This window comes from Rhizobium leguminosarum, from assembly GCF_001679785.1.
Taxonomy (GTDB): domain Bacteria; phylum Pseudomonadota; class Alphaproteobacteria; order Rhizobiales; family Rhizobiaceae; genus Rhizobium; species Rhizobium leguminosarum_R.
Genome location: NZ_CP016293.1, coordinates 160,285 through 178,645, shown reverse-complemented (window position 1 = coordinate 178,645; position 18,361 = coordinate 160,285). Strand labels below are relative to the sequence as shown.

Annotated in this window: 17 protein-coding genes and 1 pseudogene; 14 read left to right on the top strand and 4 right to left on the bottom strand. The window is 62.0% G+C overall.

The genetic code is table 11. From position 1 onward, the window contains the following. Positions 1–42 precede the first annotated feature (42 nt). From BA011_RS40420 to BA011_RS40410, 3 genes are read left to right on the top strand one after another with little or no spacing between them, the layout of a single operon-like run. Complete coding sequence (locus BA011_RS40420; RefSeq protein WP_028743425.1) at positions 43–945, top strand: carbohydrate ABC transporter permease; 903 nt, start codon at positions 43–45, stop codon at positions 943–945. After that, complete coding sequence (locus BA011_RS40415; protein WP_017957468.1) at positions 942–1,769, top strand: carbohydrate ABC transporter permease; 828 nt, start codon at positions 942–944, stop codon at positions 1,767–1,769. Before BA011_RS40420 ends, BA011_RS40415 begins: the two co-directional genes overlap by 4 nt. Beyond that, positions 1,766–2,836, top strand: coding sequence for an ABC transporter ATP-binding protein (locus BA011_RS40410; RefSeq protein ID WP_065284930.1), 1,071 nt, complete (start codon positions 1,766–1,768; stop codon positions 2,834–2,836). The genes BA011_RS40415 and BA011_RS40410 overlap by 4 nt, the downstream gene beginning before the upstream one ends. Before the next feature lie 2 nt (positions 2,837–2,838). On the opposite strand, the gene BA011_RS40405 is transcribed toward BA011_RS40410, so the two are convergent. From BA011_RS40405 to BA011_RS40390, 4 genes are all read right to left on the bottom strand, one after another. Continuing rightward, on the bottom strand, positions 2,839–3,339 hold the full coding sequence (locus BA011_RS40405; RefSeq protein ID WP_065284929.1) for a nuclear transport factor 2 family protein: 501 nt from the start codon (positions 3,337–3,339) through the stop codon (positions 2,839–2,841). Between the two features lie 35 nt (positions 3,340–3,374). Continuing rightward, positions 3,375–3,899, bottom strand: a complete 525-nt coding sequence (locus BA011_RS40400; protein ID WP_065284928.1) for a nuclear transport factor 2 family protein — start codon at positions 3,897–3,899, stop codon at positions 3,375–3,377. Between the two features lie 20 nt (positions 3,900–3,919). Then, a complete protein-coding gene (locus BA011_RS40395; protein WP_065284927.1) occupies positions 3,920–4,882 on the bottom strand; it encodes an alpha/beta hydrolase in 963 nt (320 codons plus the stop codon). Between the two features lie 127 nt (positions 4,883–5,009). Further along, positions 5,010–5,795, bottom strand: coding sequence for an AraC family transcriptional regulator (locus BA011_RS40390; RefSeq protein WP_237352889.1), 786 nt, complete (start codon positions 5,793–5,795; stop codon positions 5,010–5,012). A 289-nt stretch (positions 5,796–6,084) separates the two neighbouring features. Here BA011_RS40390 and pehA point away from each other — a divergent pair. The 11 genes and pseudogenes from pehA to BA011_RS40335 all read left to right on the top strand — a co-directional run bounded on the left by pehA (position 6,085) and on the right by BA011_RS40335 (position 18,351). After that, positions 6,085–7,628: pseudogene (pehA, locus tag BA011_RS40385) on the top strand (phosphoric/sulfuric ester hydrolase PehA). 34 nt (positions 7,629–7,662) lie between these two features. Further along, positions 7,663–9,297, top strand: a complete 1,635-nt coding sequence (locus BA011_RS40380) for an ABC transporter substrate-binding protein (RefSeq protein WP_065284925.1) — start codon at positions 7,663–7,665, stop codon at positions 9,295–9,297. 190 nt (positions 9,298–9,487) lie between these two features. Next, complete coding sequence (locus tag BA011_RS40375; RefSeq protein ID WP_065284924.1) at positions 9,488–10,495, top strand: ABC transporter ATP-binding protein; 1,008 nt, start codon at positions 9,488–9,490, stop codon at positions 10,493–10,495. Then, positions 10,486–11,487: an ABC transporter ATP-binding protein gene (locus tag BA011_RS40370; protein WP_065284923.1), complete on the top strand. Its 1,002-nt coding sequence runs from the start codon at positions 10,486–10,488 to the stop codon at positions 11,485–11,487. The genes BA011_RS40375 and BA011_RS40370 overlap by 10 nt, the downstream gene beginning before the upstream one ends. Positions 11,488–11,490: 3 nt before the next feature. Then, on the top strand, positions 11,491–12,420 hold the full coding sequence (locus tag BA011_RS40365; protein WP_065284922.1) for an ABC transporter permease: 930 nt from the start codon (positions 11,491–11,493) through the stop codon (positions 12,418–12,420). A gap of 11 nt (positions 12,421–12,431) precedes the next feature. After that, on the top strand, positions 12,432–13,301 hold the full coding sequence (locus BA011_RS40360) for an ABC transporter permease (RefSeq protein ID WP_065284921.1): 870 nt from the start codon (positions 12,432–12,434) through the stop codon (positions 13,299–13,301). 133 nt (positions 13,302–13,434) lie between these two features. Next, the gene (locus BA011_RS40355; RefSeq protein ID WP_065284920.1) at positions 13,435–14,457 is read left to right on the top strand and encodes a LacI family DNA-binding transcriptional regulator; all 1,023 of its coding nucleotides are present in this window, start codon (positions 13,435–13,437) and stop codon (positions 14,455–14,457) included. Between the two features lie 37 nt (positions 14,458–14,494). Beyond that, entirely contained in the window at positions 14,495–15,448 is a 954-nt protein-coding gene (locus BA011_RS40350) for a substrate-binding domain-containing protein (protein WP_065284919.1), read from the top strand. Continuing rightward, a complete protein-coding gene (locus tag BA011_RS40345) occupies positions 15,445–16,266 on the top strand; it encodes an ATP-binding cassette domain-containing protein (RefSeq protein WP_065284918.1) in 822 nt (273 codons plus the stop codon). Before BA011_RS40350 ends, BA011_RS40345 begins: the two co-directional genes overlap by 4 nt. Next, a complete protein-coding gene (locus BA011_RS40340) occupies positions 16,263–17,267 on the top strand; it encodes an ABC transporter permease (protein ID WP_065284917.1) in 1,005 nt (334 codons plus the stop codon). Before BA011_RS40345 ends, BA011_RS40340 begins: the two co-directional genes overlap by 4 nt. A gap of 4 nt (positions 17,268–17,271) precedes the next feature. Continuing rightward, positions 17,272–18,351, top strand: a complete 1,080-nt coding sequence (locus BA011_RS40335) for a phosphotriesterase family protein (protein WP_065284916.1) — start codon at positions 17,272–17,274, stop codon at positions 18,349–18,351. Positions 18,352–18,361: the final 10 nt, after the last annotated feature.

Here is an 18,361-nt window from a genome sequence, read left to right as displayed (position 1 = left end):
CATCATGCGCCAGGCGGCCCCGTTCGGAGTATCGGAGGACCCATGAAGAGGATCCTGATGAGCGTCAGGGACGGCCGCGGTTTCGATATCGTGCTGGTCGCTTTCCCGCTCGGTTTTCTGTTCCTGATGGCGGGGCTGCCGCTGATCTACAATGTCGTGATGAGCTTCCAGGAGGTCGACATGTTCAGCCTCGGGACCTTCTCGCGTCCCTTCGTCGGCTTCAAGAATTATACCGACCTCTTCGCGCAGCCGGAAACGCTGCCGATCCTCTATAACACCGTCATCTTCGTCGTTGGCTCCATCGCCGGCCAGTTCCTGATCGGCTTCGGCCTGGCGCTGTTCTTCTGGGTCAATTTTCCCGGCGCCTCATGGATGCGCGGCCTGTTCCTGGTCTCCTGGGTGATGCCCGGCCTCGTCGTTGGCGCCATCTGGAACTGGATTCTGTCGGGCGATTTCGGCGTGTTGAATTTCATTCTAAAGGAAAGCGGCATCATCTCCGGCAACATCTTCTGGCGCTCGGACCCGCATTATTCGCTCTATGCCGTTATCATCGCCAATGTCTGGCTCGGCACCTCGTTCAACATGATCCTGCTTTCCGTTGGTCTTGCAGGCATTCCGGCCGACCTCTTTGAGGCGGCCGAACTCGACGGCGCCAACGTCTGGCAGCGCTTCTGGACAATCACGCTGCCGATGATGCGCTCGACCATCGGCGCCATCATCGCGCTCGGCCTGATCTTCACCTTGCAGCAGTTCGATCTTTTCGCCGCGATCACGTCGGGCGGGCCCAACAATTCGTCGAATGTCACGCAATATTGGGCCTGGGATCTGTCCTTCCGCCAATACGACTTCGCCAAGGGCGCAACGATCTCCGTCATCATGATCGTCTTCGTCATGTTCGCATCCGTCGTCTATGTCCGGTCCACACGCCACGAGGTGCGCGGATGAATACGACGAACCGCGACCGGCTGATGCTCGCAATATCGATCGTCATGGCGGCGATCTATCTCTTCCCGCTCTACTGGATGTACATCACCGCGCTGAAAAGCGGCTCGGAGATGTTCGCGACGCCGCCGAGCTTCTGGCCGGCAGCACCCCAATGGGGCACCTATACCTATGTCTGGGAAAGCCGCGACATGGGCCGCTACCTCTGGAACTCACTGGTCATCGCTCTGGGTTCCATGGCGCTGATCACCGTGCTCGGCGTCGGCTGCGCCTATGTGCTCGCCAGATACCGCAACGTCTGGGTGGATATCGGCCTGTTCCTGATCCTGATGCTGCAGGTCCTGCCGGCCTCGCTGATGATCACGCCGATCTTCGTCGGCTTCTCGCAGATCGGCCTGCTTTCCACTCCGCGCCTTGCCGTCATCATTGCGGTCGCGGCAAAGAGCATGCCCTTTTTCGTCATCCTGGTGCGCGCCACCTTCATGAGCGTTCCCCAGGAACTGGAGGAGGCAGCACTCGTCGACGGCAATTCGCGCGTCGGCGCCTTTTTCAATATCGTGCTGCCGCTCGCTCGAAACGGCATCCTGGTCAGCGCCATCCTGATCTTCATGCAGGCCTTCGGCGAATTCGTCTATTCGAAGTCGATGATCCAGGCGGCCGAGCTTCAGCCGGCAAGCGTCGGCCTCAATTCCTTCATGGGGCCGAACACCAACGAATGGAACAACATCATGGCCTACGCCACGATGTATGTGACACCGATCCTCGCCATCTTCGTTCTCTTGCAGCGCCGCATCGTATCCGGCCTCACCTCTGGAGCCCTCAAATGACCACACAGATCGAGCTCAGAGGCGTCAACAAATATTACGGCGCCTTCCACGCCCTGAAGAATATCGACCTTTCGATCGCCAAGGGCACTTTCGTTGCGCTCGTCGGCCCGTCCGGCTGCGGCAAGTCCACGCTACTGCGTTCGCTGGCCGGCCTCGAAAGCATTTCGTCGGGCGATCTCAGGATTGCCGGCGAGCTGATGAACGGCGTACCGCCGCGCAAGCGTGACGTCGCCATGGTGTTCCAGTCCTATGCGCTCTATCCACATATGACGGTCGAGGAGAACCTGACCTACAGCCTGCGCATCCGCGGCATCGCCAAGGCCGAGGCCAAGAAGGCCGCCGAGGACGTGGCGGCGACGACAGGTCTTTCGCATCTCCTGAAGCGCTATCCGCGCGAGCTTTCCGGCGGCCAGCGCCAGCGCGTCGCCATGAGCCGCGCCATTATCCGCCACCCCAAGGCCTTTCTGTTCGACGAGCCGCTGTCCAACCTCGATGCTGCGCTGCGCGTCCACATGCGCAAGGAAATCCGGTCGCTGCACGACCGACTGCACGCAACCTTCGTCTACGTCACGCACGATCAGGTCGAAGCGATGACGATGGCCGACCATGTGGTGGTGATGCGCGACGGCATCATTGAACAGCAGGGCGCGCCGCTTGATCTCTACGACCGGCCGGCGAACCGGTTCGTCGCCGGTTTCATTGGTTCGCCGGCCATGAATTTCATTCCCGCGATTGCCGCGGAAGGCGGCAAGAGCCTCATCCTGGATTTCGGCGCAGTGAAGCAGACGCTTGCAATCACCCGCGCCGTCGAGCCCGGACGTAAGCTCGTCGCGGGCATCCGGCCGGAGCATATCGGCGTCGTCGAGCCCGGGCATGGCAGCTTCGATGTACCGATCGCCTTCGTCGAATCGACCGGCTCGTCAACCTTCATCGTCGCGGCGACAGAGCCGGAGCTGACGATCGTCGAGACGCGGCGCGACAGGGTCAAAGCGGGAGACATGATCGGACTTTCGATCGATCCGGGCCAGATCCATCTCTTCGACGCGTCGACGGATCACCTGGTATAAGCTCATTCGAGCAATCGGTCGGGCAGGGGTTTCAGCGGATAGGCCTGCCAGAAGAAGGTATCGGCCGCCGCCTGGTCATAGGAGAAGTTGCGTGCTTCCCTGATCTTGCCGTTCTCGATGCGGAAGGCGAGCACCCAGATCGTATCGACATTGGCCAGGCCGTCGCGTCCCGACCAGCCGCGATGCATGTCGATCACCCAGTTCTCGTCGGCCATCAGCGCGATCAGCTCGGCACGGAAACCGGCCTTGCCCAGCTGCTGGAAGAATGCCGCCACCTCTTCCTTGCCGCGCTTGACGCCGGCCAGCGGATGATGGCCGGGAATGTGCCATTCGATATCGTCGGCGAAGAACGCCGTGACGCGGCTCATATCGCCGCTGCCGTAGGCGGCGTAGTAGTCGGTGATGACCTTGCGGTTTTCTTCCGGGCTTGCCGCCATGACGCCTCCTCCGGAAAAGAGTGCAACTGAAACGAAGAGGGCGCGAACGAGCGATGATCTGCGCATGTGGGTCTCCTTGAAACTGAGAGTAGCAGGCCGGATCAGCCCGGCTGCCGGGCGCGTTCCGCGGCCCTGTTGACCAGGGCCCGGTTGCCGGTCTCATGGTTGGGCGTCATCACCAGTCGGGAGACTTTCCAGGCGCCATCGATCTTGGTGAGGTCATATCGATAATGTCCCATCAGTACCCAGCTCTCTGAGCCGATCCGGTGGACGGCCTGGAAATCGGCCTCGGCCACCGCAGTGAGGCCAGCGCTTTCGACGATGGCGTGGTTGCTGACGAGATGCAGCGTGCGATCGAAGCCCGGGAGAAAAGCAGACCATTGCCGGATGACGGCTTCGGCCGGCTGGGTGGTCGGCTCGCCGCCCCAGAGGCCGGTGTAATCCAGCGTCACCGTGTCGGCGAAGGCGCCGCGCACGCGGTCCCACTGGTGGCGGTCGGCGCCAGCGGCAATGTCGGTAATGGTGTCGATGATGGCCGCCCGGTCGTCAGCACCGATCGATTCGGCCCTGGCGGTAAACGACGCCAGCAACACGCCGGCTGCCGCGGTGAGAACGAGGGTTTTCATAGTCATCTCCTTGTCAGCTATCAGGAGCCTCTGTTGATCCGTTCGAAATGCGCCGCCACGGCATCGGCCGCCGGCGTGACATGCTGGGGATTGTCGTAGAAATCGAACTGGGTGACGCCGTCGAGCCAGATCTCGGACGCATCACCATGAAGGCGCGCCAAAAAGGCATGTGTGCCTTGCGGAACGGCGGCCGCTTCCGAGTGGACGATCAGCGTCGGTTTGTCGAGGCGGTCACCGGTGGCAACCGAGTCATAGGTCAGCCATGGCTCCCAGGAGGCGAGATTGAACTTGTTGTCATATTGCGGGATGAGGCCGCGAGTGGGCTCGGTATAATAGGGGATCTGGTACATCAGCGCCGTGCTGTCATTGGCGCTTGCGGCAACGATCATCCGGGGCTGGCCGTTGCGCTCGGCTTCCTCAGCCTCGCGGGATGTGGCGATCAGCCTGGAGACGCCGTCCGCACCGCCATAGATCCGCTCGACGATCGCCTTGTCATGCAGCCACGGCGCCACCAACGATATGGCGGTGAAATCGGGATTGCCCGAAGCCGCCGCCGCCATATAGCCGGCGGAGGCGCAGATGCCGAGACCGGCGATCTTGCCGGCATCGATTTCCGGCAAGGTTGCCATGAAGTCGGCCGCCGCCACGATATCATCGGTCTTGGCCGCCGGATCCTCCTTGAAACGGATATTGCCGCCGGACTGGCCCCAGCCGCGGAAATCGAAGGCGAGGGCAATGAAGCCGCGCTCGGCCATCTCCTCCGCGTAAAGGCCGGACATCTGCTCCTTGATCGAGGTCCAGGCGCCAGTTACCAGAACGCCGGGGCGCTTTTCGCCCGGCTTGTAGTCGGCCGGGAGATAGAGCGTGCCGGCAAGCGTCACTCCCTCGTTCTGGAAGGAGACGGGACGCGTCTCGATGCCAGCCGCAAAGGCCGTCGAATGCAGCAGGGCTGCTCCAATTGCAGAAAGGGTCGATAGTCTCATCGAAGATTTCCTCGCCGTCATCGCCGGTTTAATCAGGTACGAGGAGGAGTTTCGCAGCATCGGCGCGCAGGCGCCGGAGCGATAGTTGGCATTTGTTATGTGTTTATTGTCATTCTCGGTCGGAGCGCTATCGTCTGCGAAACGCTGCCGGCGTGAGCCCTGTACTGCGCCTGAAATGCCGACCGAAGCGGGACACGTCGTCATAACCCACGCGGATGGCGACGGCGGCAACCGGAACGCCCGTGGTCCTGAGCAGCACCTTGGCCCGTTCCATTCGCTCACGGATGACATATTGTAGCGGCGACGTGCCGAGCGCAGCGGTGAAGATGCGCACGAAATGGAACCGGCTCATTGCCGCCTCGGAAGCCATGTCGTCAAGGGAAAGATCCTCGGCGAGATTGTCGTGGATATATGCCAGTGCACGGCGCAGCCGCCGGTCCTCGACCCCAATGGATGACAGCGGGGCAGGCGAGAGCAGCTGGGCCAAATGTGCTGCAACCGCAAGGTTCATCGTATCGCGATAGAGGGATTGCGGTGCATCCCGAAGAGAGGCCGCGTGACGGACGAATTGAACCAGCAGCGGATCGAGGCTGCCAACGACGGGATTGAAGACGGCCCTGTCGAAACCGACATCCTTGAGCAAGGCATCCGACAGATCCACTCTCAGAAACGAGAGCTCATCGTCATATTCGCAGGTGCCCGACGAACCGGCCGGCAGAATCCAGCCGTCGCCGGCACGCAGCGGCACGACCCGCTTACGATCGGAACCGACGGCGATGCGGTGCCGGTCCTGATCAACCAGAAATAAGCCGATGGCCAGCCGGGGAATCGCGAACGCACCACCGCCAGCAGGCAGATCCAGCCTGCCCGCCGTCAACCAGTCTCCGCTCGAAACTCCTCGCGGTCCGCTCATGGGACAAATCTAATTTGTCACGCCGGGAATTCAACCATGCAGATTTCGGCTGTCTTGGCGTCGGAAAGCAATTGTTATTAGCCGGAAGACGAAGAAAGCCCGATAGCGAGAGCCGGGGAGCCGCCTCGCGCGGTGAACGGCTGTTGTGTCACAAGTATTACAATTTTATGACGCTCATGGAATAAAAGCGAAGAAACCCACGATCCGTTTAATGTCATGGAACTTTGAAAAAGTGGTCATCGCGCTGAAATAATCGCGGTTCAAACAGCCCCGCACAAGTGGGGGCTCCATGCGAAAGAAAAACGTTCTCCTCATCGTCGTTGACCAATGGCGAGCCGATTTCGTTCCGCACGTTCTGCGTGACGACGGGAAAAACGATTTCCTGAAGACGCCTAATCTCGACCGGCTCTGCCGTGAGGGCGTGACCTTCAGGAACCATGTGACGACCTGCGTTCCCTGCGGCCCGGCCCGTGCGAGCCTGCTCACCGGCCTCTATCTGATGAACCATCGCGCCGTGCAGAACACGGTGCCGCTCGACCAGCGCCACCTCAACCTCGGCAAGGCGTTGCGCGGCGTCGGCTACGACCCGGCGCTGATCGGCTATACGACGACGGTGCCGGATCCGCGCACCACTTCGCCGAACGATCCGCGCTTCAAGGTGCTCGGCGACATGATGGACGGCTTCCATCCGGTCGGCGCCTTCGAACCCAACATGGAGGGTTATTTCGGCTGGGTGGCACAGAACGGCTTCGAGCTGCCGGAGCATCGTCCTGATATCTGGCTGCCCGAGGGCGAGGACGCCGTTGCCGGCGCCACCGACCGTCCGTCACGCATTCCGAAGGAATTTTCGGACTCGACCTTCTTCACCGAGCGGGCGCTGACCTATCTCAAGGGTCGCGACGGCAAGCCCTTCTTCCTGCATCTCGGTTATTACCGGCCGCATCCGCCCTTCGTCGCCTCCGCTCCCTATCACGCCATGTACCGGCCGGAAGACATGCCGGCGCCGATCCGCGCGGCCAGCCCGGATATCGAGGCTGCACAACATCCGCTGATGAAATTCTATGTCGACAGCATCCGCCGCGGCTCCTTCTTCCAGGGCGCCGAAGGGTCAGGCGCAACGCTCGACGAAGCGGAACTGCGCCAGATGCGCGCGACCTATTGCGGCCTGATCACCGAGGTCGGCGATTGCCTTGGCCGGGTCTTTAACTATCTCGACGAGACCGGACAGTGGGAAGATACGCTGATCATCTTCACTAGCGACCACGGCGAGCAGCTCGGCGATCATCACCTACTCGGCAAGATCGGCTACAACGATCCGAGCTTCCGCATTCCGCTTGTCATCAAGGACGCCGGCGAAAATGCTCGCGCCGGCGCGATCGAAAGCGGCTTCGCCGAGAGCATCGACGTCATGCCGACCTACTCGACTGGCTCGGCGGCAAGATCCCACACGCCTGTGACGGCCTGTCGCTGCTGCCCTTCCTCAGCGAGGGCCGGCCGCAGGATTGGCGCACTGAGCTGCACTACGAATACGACTTCCGCGACGTCTATTATTCCGAGCCGCAAAGTTTTCTCGGCCTCGGCATGAATGATTGCAGCCTCTGCGTCATCCAGGACGAGCGATACAAATACGTTCATTTCGCAGCGCTGCCGCCGCTGTTCTTCGATCTGCAGCACGATCCGAACGAATTCACCAATCTCGCCGACGATCCGGCCTATGCCGCGCTCGTGCGGGACTATGCGCGGAAGGCGCTCTCCTGGCGCCTGAAACATGCCGACAGAACCCTGACCCATTATCGCTCCGGTCCCGAAGGCCTGATCGAACGCAGCCATTGATCCGACTTACCAGAGAACCCAAGGAGATATTCCCATGGTCACCTTCACCCGTCGCGGTGCTCTCGGCCTTGCCACCGGCGTCGCCAGCTCGCTGATCCTGCCGCGCTTTTCCATCGCCCAGGCCGACAACCGTCCTTCGATCACCATCGCCGTCCAGAAGATCTCGAACTCGAACACACTGGATACGTTGCGCGAACAGTCGAATGTCGGCCAGCGCATCTTCAATTCGTCGCTCTGGGAAAGCCTGGTCGGCCTCGACTGGCTCGGCAACCTCTCGGCCGTTCCGTCGCTCGCCACCGAATGGCGCCGTATCGACGACAAGACCGTCGAGCTGAAACTGCGCCAGGGCGTCAAATTCCACAATGGCGACGAGATGACGGCCGAAGACGTCGCCTTCTCCTTCAGCAAGGAACGCATGTTCGGCGATACGCAGCCGAGCACCGGCAAGACGATCTTCGTCACCGAAAAGAACCCGCTCGGCCGCGAAAGCAAGGAACTGCCGGTCGAAATTCCGGCCGTCGCCCGCCGCATCTGGCCGGCCCTGCTCGGCATCGAAATCGTCGACAAATACACCGTCCGCTTCGTCAACGGTTCGCCTGACGTGACGATGGAAGGCCGCATCTCCGTTGCCGCCAGTGCCATCGCCAACCGCCGCAGCTGGGATGAGGCAAAGAGCTATCTCGACTGGGCCCGCGCACCGATCACCACCGGTCCCTACCGCGTCGCCGAGTTCAAGCCGGACACCTACCTGATCTACGAAGCGCATGACGAATATTGGGGCGGCCGTCCTCCGGTGAAGCAGATCCGCTTCGTCGAAGTTCCGGAAGTCGCCTCGCGCGTCAATGGCCTGCTGTCCGGCGAATATCATCTCGCCAGCGACATCCCGCCGGACCAGATCGAAGGAATCGAAAAGAACGCTGCCTTCGAAGTCCAGGGCGGCATCATCACCAACCACCGCCTGACCGTGTTCGACAAGACCCATGCCCAGCTCGGCAACCCGCTGGTTCGCCGCGCCTTCACGCATGCCATCGACCGCCAGGCGATCGTCGACTCGCTCTGGGCAGGCCGCACGCGCGTTCCGGCCGGCCTGCAGTGGGACTTCTATGGCGACATGCTGGTCAAGGATTGGACCGTGCCGGAATACAATCCTGATCTCGCCCGCCAGCTCCTCAAGGAAGCCAACTACAAGGGCGATCCGATCCCGTATCGGCTGCTGAACAACTACTATACCAACCAGACCCCGACGGCGCAGATCCTCGTCGAAATGTGGGCGCAGGTCGGCCTCAACGTGCAGATCGAGATGAAGGAAAACTGGCAGCAGATCCTCGAAAAGACGCCGACGCGCGCCGTCCGCGACTGGTCGAACTCCGCAAGCTTCGCCGATCCGGTTTCCTCGATCGTCGCCCAGCACGGTCCGAACGGCCAGCAGCAACAGGTCGGCGAATGGACCAACGCCGAGATGAACACGCTGTCGACCTTCCTCGAGACCAGCACCGATCGCGCCAAGCGTCATGACGCTTTCGCCCGCATGCTGCAGATCTGCGAGCGCGAAGACCCCGCCTATACCGTTCTCCACCAGAACGCCGTCTTCACCGCCAAGTCGAAGTCGATCAATTGGAAGGCCGCATCGGCCTTCGCCATGGACTTCCGCCAGGGCAACTGGTCCTGATCAACACCTGACGACATCAGCGAGCCGGGGGAAACTCCGGCTCGCTGCCATTTGGTGCACCGGCTACCCGGAAACCAGGCAAGCCCGACAAGCACGAGCATGATGCCGAAAAGTGTGAGCGGTTTTCGAACGACATCATGCTCTCATTCGGATCTGGCGGCCAGCGGGAATGCAAGAAGGAGAGGCTGAAATGCCATTGGTCGAAATTTCCAATTTGAAGGTCGCTTTCAGCGGTATCAAAGTCCTGCACGGCGTCGATTTGGCGATCGAGAAGGGCGAGGCGGTGGGTCTCGTCGGCGAATCCGGCTGCGGCAAGTCGGTCACCTGGCTGGCGGCACTCGGGCTCCTGCCTGGAAAGGCTTCCGTCTCAGGCAGCGTGCGTCTCGGCAGCGATCAGCTGATCGGCGCGTCGCGCACGAAGCTCGAAAGCATTCGCGGCGGCCGCATCGCCATGATCTTCCAGGATCCGTCAAGCTCGCTCAACCCCGTCATCCGTGCCGGGCGACAGATCGCCGAAGCCGTCGAACTGCACCGCCGGCTGACCGGCAGGGCCGCCCGCAACGAGGCCGTCCGCCTAATGGAAATGGTCGGCATTCCCGACGCCGTGCGCCGTTTCGACAATTTTCCGCATGAATTTTCCGGTGGCCAGAACCAGCGGTTGATGATCGCCATGGCGCTCGCCGGCAATCCTGATCTGCTGATCGCCGATGAGCCGACGACGGCGCTGGACGCGACGATCCAGGCGCAGATCCTCGATCTCCTGATTTCGATCCGCGAGGAAACCGGCATGGCGATCGTCTTCATCAGTCATGATCTCGGCGCGGTGTCGCAGATCTGCGAACGCGTCTGCGTCATGTATGCCGGCAACATCGTCGAGAAATGCCCGACGGAATCGTTGTTCCGGTCGCCGCGCCATCCCTATACGCGCGGGCTATTTGATGCCATTCCGCGTATCGATGCCGGCCGCGACCGGCTGGTACCGATCCCCGGCACCGTGCCGCAGCCCGGCCGGATGCCCGGCGGCTGCGCCTTTGCGCCGCGTTGCGGCCATGCCTCGGAACTCTGTCATAACAAGGTGCCGCCGCTCGTCGCACTTGACGACGACCGTGCGACCGCCTGTTTCCATCCACTCGGCGACGGCGCCACCGCATCGAAGCCGAACCTCATGCAGGTCCAGCAGGGAGTGGCATGGGCATGAGCGAACCTCAGCTGATCGAAGCGAACGACCTCGTCAAGACCTATACGATGCGCCGCGGCGTCTTCGGAAAGCCGAGCCATGTCCGGGCGGTCGACGGCGTTTCGCTGTCGGTCGCGCCGAAGACGACGCTCGGCATCGTCGGTGAATCCGGCTCAGGAAAATCAACGATGGGCCGGCTGCTGCTCGGGCTCGAAGCTCCGACCGAAGGCAGCGTTCGCTTCGACGGGGAGGCGATGCCGGCACTGAGAACGCCGCGTTGGCGTAGCCTGAGGGCGCGCATGCAGCTCGTCTTCCAGGATCCGCTGGCAGCCCTTGACCGGCGCATCTCGATCGGCGCTCAGATCGGCGAACCGCTTGCCATCCATGCCGTCGGAAGCGAGGAGGGGCGGCGCGAACGTGTCGATGAACTGCTCATCGCCGTCGGCCTTCGCCGCGATCAGGCGGAGCGTTATCCGCACGAGCTTTCGGGCGGCCAGCGCCAGCGCGTCGTCATTGCACGCGCCATCGCCACCAATCCGGAGCTTCTGGTCTGCGACGAGCCGGTCTCGGCTCTCGACGTCTCGATCCAGGCGCAGGTGATCAACCTGTTGCGCGACCTGCAGGAAAAGCGGGGCATCGCCATGGCCTTCATCAGCCATGACCTGAAGGTCGTGCGCAACATCGCCGATCGCGTCGCGGTGATGTATCTCGGCCGGATCGTCGAGGAAGCAGCTTCGGAGGATTTTTTCCGCAGCCCGTTGCATCCCTATACGCAGGCACTGGTCTCCAGCGTTCCGGTCCCCGGCACGGCGCTGCGCGACCGTATCATCCTGCAGGGCGAACCGCCGAACCCCGCTGCCCGGCCTGCGGGCTGCGCCTTTCATCCCCGCTGTGGTCATGCGGTCGAGCGCTGCCGCATCGAGACGCCTGAACTCGTCACCATCGAGGCGGGTCGAAAAGCTGCTTGCCACCTCGTCACGCCCGCATCCGCGTCAACGCTCATGGAGAGCTGAGCCATGATCCGTTTCTTCCTGATAAGGGCGTTCCGCGCGCTGATGACCATCGTGCTGGTGGTGACTTTTGCCTTCGTCGTTCTGCGCCTTTCCGGCGACCCGGCCCTGACGATCATAGGTCCGGAAGCGCCGCCGGAAGCGATCCGCGCCTTCCGTGCCGCCTGGGGACTCGATCAGCCGATCTGGGTGCAGTATCTGCGCTATTTCGGCGCGATCGCCCGCGGTGATCTCGGCATTTCGATGCGCGACGGCCAATCGGCCATCCAGCTCGTGCTCGACCGCATTCCAGCAACGCTAGAGCTGACGATCCCGGCCCTCATCCTTAAGCTGGTGATCGGCATTCCGGCCGGCGTCTACGCCGCCCTCCATCGCGACAGTTCGACCGATCGCGCCGTCATGACGAGCGCGGTGGTCGGCTTCACCATGCCGAGCTTCGTGCTCGGCCTCGTGCTGGTGCTGATCTTCTCCGTCACGCTCGGCCTGCTGCCGTCGGGCGGCCAGGACAGCTGGATGCATGCCATTTTGCCGATCATCACCATGAGTATCGGCGGTGCCGGCATTCTTGCCCGCTTTGCCCGAAGCGCGATGATCGAGGTGCTTGGCCAGCCCTATATCCGTACGGCTAGCGCCAAAGGCACTGCTTGGCGAAACGTCGTCTGGGGCCATGCGCTGCCGAATGCGGCGATCCCGATCGTGACGATCGCCGGCTTCATGGTCGGCACGTTGATCGCCGGCGCCGTCGTGGTGGAATCGCTGTTCTCCTGGCCGGGCGTCGGCCGGCTTCTCGTCGTCGCCGTCTCCAACCGCGATCTCGCCGTCGTCCAGTGCATCCTGCTGCTGGTGGCAGCAACCATGGTGTTTTCGAATTTCGTCGTTGACATCCTTTACGGCTATCTCGACCCGCGTCTGCGCAGCAACCAGGCAAGGCATTAGGGAGCGGAATCATGACAAATATCTCTGCGCAACCGGCAACCGTCATCCACGAAGTGCGCGAGAAGAAGAAGCGCGGCGTGCCCGTTTTCGTGATGATCGGTTTTGCCTGGATCGCCGTCGTGATCCTGATCGCGCTTACGGCCGACTGGATCCGGCCCTACAATATCACCGCCTTCGACCTGAAGAACCGCCTGTCACTGCCCGGCAATGCCGCGCATTGGCTCGGAACCGACGAACTCGGCCGCGATGTTCTCTCCCGCCTCATCGTGTCGATCCGCATCTCGCTGCTGATCGCCTTCGGCGCAACGCTGATCTCGGCCTTCGTGGGCACGACGCTCGGCTTTCTCGCCGCTTATTTCCGTGGCGTCGTCGAGCAGCTCGTCGTCATGCTTGCCGATTTCCAGGCGGCCATGCCGTTCCTGATCATGGCGCTTGCCGTACTTGCTTTCTTCGGCAGTTCGCTGCCGCTGCTTATTTGCCTGATGGGCTTCTACGGTTGGGAACGCTATGCACGGATTGCGCGCGGCCTTGCCATCGCTGCCAGCGGCCAGGGCTATGCCGCCGCTGTTACACAGCTCGGCGCCAAGCCGGCGCATGTCTATCTCAAGCATATCCTGCCGAACATCGCCTCGACGCTGATCGTCTCGATGACGCTGACCTTTCCTGAGATCATCCTAATGGAAAGCAGCCTTTCCTTCCTCGGCCTCGGCGTTCAGCCGCCGATGACCAGCCTCGGCAACATGGTCGGTTACGGGCGCGAATATCTGACCCGTGCGCCCTGGATCATGCTGGCGCCGTCCTTCGTCATCATGCTGACGACGTTGTCGATCAGCATCACCGGCGACTGGCTGCGCGACAAGCTCGACCCGACGATCGGCTGACCGCCTGCCGGTCGAGCTTCGATCGGCTGGCAACAAAAACAGACCCTGCACATTCATTGCTGTTGACAACGGCGAGCAATCGATATTTTCTTGTAAAGCGGTTTAGTAAACCGCTTTACAATGGGTTCAGTCAATGGCCAAGGGAACGACACCGAGCCTGAAGGATGTTGCGGCCGCGGCCAACGTGTCGGTCACCACCGTGTCGCGTTTCGTCAACGGAAGCCTCGATCTTCCCTTTCAGACCAAGAAGCGCATCGAGGATGCGATCAAGACCCTGAACTACCGGCCGAACCCGCATGCGCGCCGGCTAAGCAGGGGGCGCTCGGACACGATCGGCCTCGTCGTGCCCGATATCGCCAACCCTTTCTTCGCGACTCTCGTCGCCGCCGTCGAGCAGGCGGCCGATGAAAAGAAGCTCGCGGTCTCGTTGCACGCGACGCTCAACCGGCCGGGGCGCGAGATCGAATATCTGCAGCTGATCGAACGCAATCACGTCGACGGCCTGATCTTCGTCACCAACCACCCCGATGATGGCGCGCTTGCCGCGCTGATCAACGGCAGCGGCAAGGTCATCATCGTCGACGAGGACATTCCCGATTCGAAGGCGCCGAAGCTGTTCTGCGACAATGAGCAGGGTGGTTATCTCGCCGGCCAGCATCTGGCCGAGCAAGGCCATCGCCATGTCCTCTTCATCGGCGGCGACGAACGCATGATCAGCGCCCGCAGGCGTTATGACGGCCTGTTGAAAGCGCTGAGGGAACGGCATGGCGACGAGGCCCGGGCCGATCGATATGCCGGCGAATATACGATCGAATACGGCCGTGCGGCGGCGCTCGACTATCTCTCCGGGGACCGAAAAGCGACGGCGATCTTTGCCAGCTCCGACGAGATCGCCATCGGACTGGTCGAGGTCTTCAGAAGCCGAGGCGTCTCGATCCCAGGCGACATCTCAGTCATCGGCTTCGACGATGTCGGTCCGCTTCATCTCTTTGCGCCACCGCTCACCGCCATCCGTCAGCCGGTGCGTGAGATCGGAAGACGGTCGCTGGAACTGCTTCTGGAAACCAATTGGCACGAGTGGAAACCATCCGCCTCGGAAGAACTCTTGCCTGTCGAAATCGTGGTGCGGAACTCCGTTGCGCCGCCTGCGAAATAATAATCAGCAACGTCAAAAACCAAAAGAGGATGAGAACATGACACTGAATTTGACAAGACGAACGATGATCGCAGCCGCCGGCTTCACGGCATTGACCTTCATCGGCCTGTCCGGCGCCGCGGCCCAGGAAAAGAAGACCATCGCGCTGGTGCAGATCAACCAGCAGGCGCTTTTCTTCAATCAGATGAATGAGGGCGCCCAGAAGGCGGCCGATGCCGCCGGCGTCAAGCTGGTGATCTTCAACGCCAACAACGAGACGACCGCGCAAAACAGCGCGATCGAAACCTACGTGCAGGAAAAGGTCTCCGGCCTTGCCGTCGTGGCGATCGACGTTAACGGCATCATGCCGGCCGTCAAGCAGGCGGCCGATGCCGGCATTCCGGTCGTCGCCATCGACGCCATCCTGCCTGATGGTCCGCAGAAGGCGCAGATCGGCGTGGACAATGCCGCGGCCGGCGCCGACATGGGCAAATACTTCCTCGACTACGTCAAGGCGAACATGGGTGGCAAGGCCAAGCTCGGCGTTGTCGGCGCGCTGAACTCGTTCATCCAGAACATCCGCCAGGAGGGCTTCGAGAAGACCCTGAAAGGCGTCGACGGCATTGAAATGGCCGGCGTCGTCGATGGGCAGAACATCCAGGACAACGCCCTTGCGGCGGCTGAAAACCTGATCACCGCCAATCCTGACCTGACGGCGATCTACGCCACCGGCGAACCGGCCCTGATGGGGGCGATCGCCGCCGTCCAGAGCCAGGGCAAGCAGGATAAGATCAAGGTGTTCGGCTGGGATCTGACCGCCGAAGCCATTGCCGGCATCGATGCCGGCTTCGTCGTCGCCGTCGTCCAGCAGGATCCGGCCGCAATGGGCGGTGCCGCCGTCGACGCGCTCGTCAAGGCCTCGGCCGGCGAGGCCGTCACCAAGACGATCTCGGTGCCGATCACCATCGTGACCAAGGAGAATGTCGAGCCGTATCGGGCCGTCTTCAAATGATCGAAAGCGGACAGCGTGACATCGCTGCCGCCGGTTCCGGAGGGGTCGCATCCTCCGGAACCGGAACATCCGGCGGCACCCGATCCGACCCGCGCATCTCGCTGCGCGGTATCCGCAAGTCGTTCGGCTCGCACCAGGCCCTGCGCGGCGTCGATCTCGACATCTTCCCCGGCGAATGCCTGGGCCTTGTCGGCGATAACGCCGCCGGCAAATCGACTCTGACGAAGATCATCTCGGGAACCTACATTCCCGATGCCGGCACCATCACTATGGAAGGCGAAGAAGTTCGCTTCTCCGGCCCCGCGGATGCGCGTGGGCGTAACATCGAAATGGTCTTCCAGGATCTCAGCCTCTGCGATCATATCGATGTCGTCGGCAATCTCTTCCTCGGCCGCGAACTCAGCCGCGGACCGTTTCTCGACACCAGGACGATGTTGGCCGAAGCACGCAAGATGCTGGATTCGCTTGAGATCCGAATACCCAGGCTGACCGGCAAAGTCGCCCAGCTCTCCGGCGGGCAGCGTCAGGCGATCGCCATTGCACGCGCCGCCTCGTTCAAGCCGAAGGTGCTGATCATGGACGAGCCGACGTCTGCACTTGCCGTCGCCGAGGTCGAGGCGGTTCTAGCCCTGATCAACCGCGTCAAGGCAAATGGGGTTTCGGTGATCCTCATCACCCACCGGCTGCAGGATCTCTTTCGGGTCTGTGACCGTATCGCGGTGATGTACGAGGGCACGAAGGTGGCCGAACGGCAGATCGGCAGCACCAACCTCGAAGATCTCGTCAGGCTGATCGTTGGTGAAGGAGCCAGACAATGACGGCTTATACCGAACGCGGTCATGGCTCGCGCGTCGCCGATTTCTTCGGCGAACACGCACAGGTCCTGTCGATCGCCATCTTCTTTCTGGCCTGCATGATCTTCTTCTCGATCGGCAGCGAAACCTTCTTCACGCTCGGCAATATCCTGAACATCGTGCGCCAGGCTGCTCCCATCCTGATTGTCGCCATCGCCATGACCTTCGTCATCATCACCGGCGGCATCGATCTGTCGGTCGGCTCGCAGGTCGCCCTCGTCAATGCGGTCGCGGCGATCGTTATGGCGATGGGTGTTCCCTGGCCGTCGGTGGTCATCGGCATGCTCGTGCTCGGCGCCTTTATGGGCTTGGTCCAGGGCTGGTTTACCGCCTATCAGGGTATTCCGGCCTTCATCGTCACGCTTGCCGGCCTGTCGATCCTGCGCGGCCTGGCGCTCTATCTGACCCAGGGCTATTCCATCCCTATCAAGGATGCACCGGGCTTCTTCGCGCTCGGCCGGGGCGAAATCCTCAGCTTCCCGATCCCGGCGATCATCGCCGTCATCATCGCCATTCTCGGTTATGTCGTCATCACCGCGACCAAATATGGCCGGCAGGTCGTGGCGGTCGGCTCCAATGCGGAGGCGGCGCGGCGTGTCGGCATGCCCGCCAAATGGATCATTGCCTCGGTCTATATCATCTCCGGCGTCGCCTGCGCGGTCGCCGGGCTGCTGATCGCCGCTCGCCTCGGTTCCGGCTCGTCCAATGCCGCCGTCGGTTTCGAGCTGCAGGTGATCGCTGCCGTCGTGCTCGGCGGAACGTCGCTGATGGGCGGACGGGGCACCATCCTCGGCACCGTACTCGGCACGCTGACTATTGCCGTCATCGGCAACGGCCTGATCCTGATGCACATATCGCCGTTCTTCACCCAGATCGTCACCGGCGCCATCATCCTCGTCGCCATCTGGCTGAACACGCGCATCTTCACGGCCAATTTCCATTTCCGGCTGGGCAGGAAAGGATGAAGCGATGAGCGAGCAGACAGCAGAAAGCCTGTCCGAAGCGCATGTCCGATCCGGCAAGGTGATGACCGTCACCGGTCCGATTTCGGCGGATGCGCTCGGCGTGACGCTGATGCACGAGCATATCCTCAACGACTGCCGCTGCTGGTGGCACGCGCCGAAGACGCCGGAACGGCAATATCTGGCGGAAAGCTTCGTCTGCATGGAGATCCTCGGCGAACTCCGGCAGGATCCCTTCGTCAACAAGCACAATATCACGCTCGACGACGAACAGCTGGCAATCGCCGAGCTCAAGGATTTCGCAGCAGAAGGCGGCCGTACGGTGGTGGAGCCGACCTGCAAGGGCATCGGCCGTGATCCCCTGGCGCTCCAACGCATCTCGAAAGCATCCGGTCTCAACATCGTGATGGGGGCGGGTTATTACCTCGGCTCCTCACATCCGGAAGGCGTCGCGGCAATGAGCGTCGATGACATCGCACGGGAAATCGTCCGCGAGGCAAGAGAAGGCGTCGATGGCACCGGCGTCAGGATCGGCCTGATCGGCGAGATCGGCGTCTCCTCGGATTTCACCTCCGAGGAAGAAAAATCGCTGCGCGGCACTGCCCGGGCGCAGGTGCTGACCGGACTTCCGCTGATGGTGCATCTGCCGGGCTGGTTCCGTCTCGGCCACCGCGTGCTTGACGTGGTGGCGGAGGAGGGGGCGGATCTCCGCCACACCGTGCTTTGCCACATGAATCCGTCGCATGACGACATCGCCTATCAGAGCGAGCTGGCGGAGCGCGGCGCCTTCATCGAATACGACATGATCGGTATGGATTTCTTCTATGCCGACCAGCAGGTGCAGTGCCCGAGCGACGAGGAGGCGGCGCGCGCGATCGTGCGTCTCGTCGAGGCCGGTTATCTCGACCGGATTCTTCTCTCGCACGACGTGTTTCTGAAGATGATGCTGACGCACTACGGCGGCAACGGCTACGCCTATATCCTCCGCCACTTCCTTCCCCGTCTTCAGCGCCACGGCCTCGACAGGACGGTTCTCGACGAGATGATGCGCAGCAATCCGCGCCGCGTCTTTCATGCCGAAGCCTAGCCCCATCCAT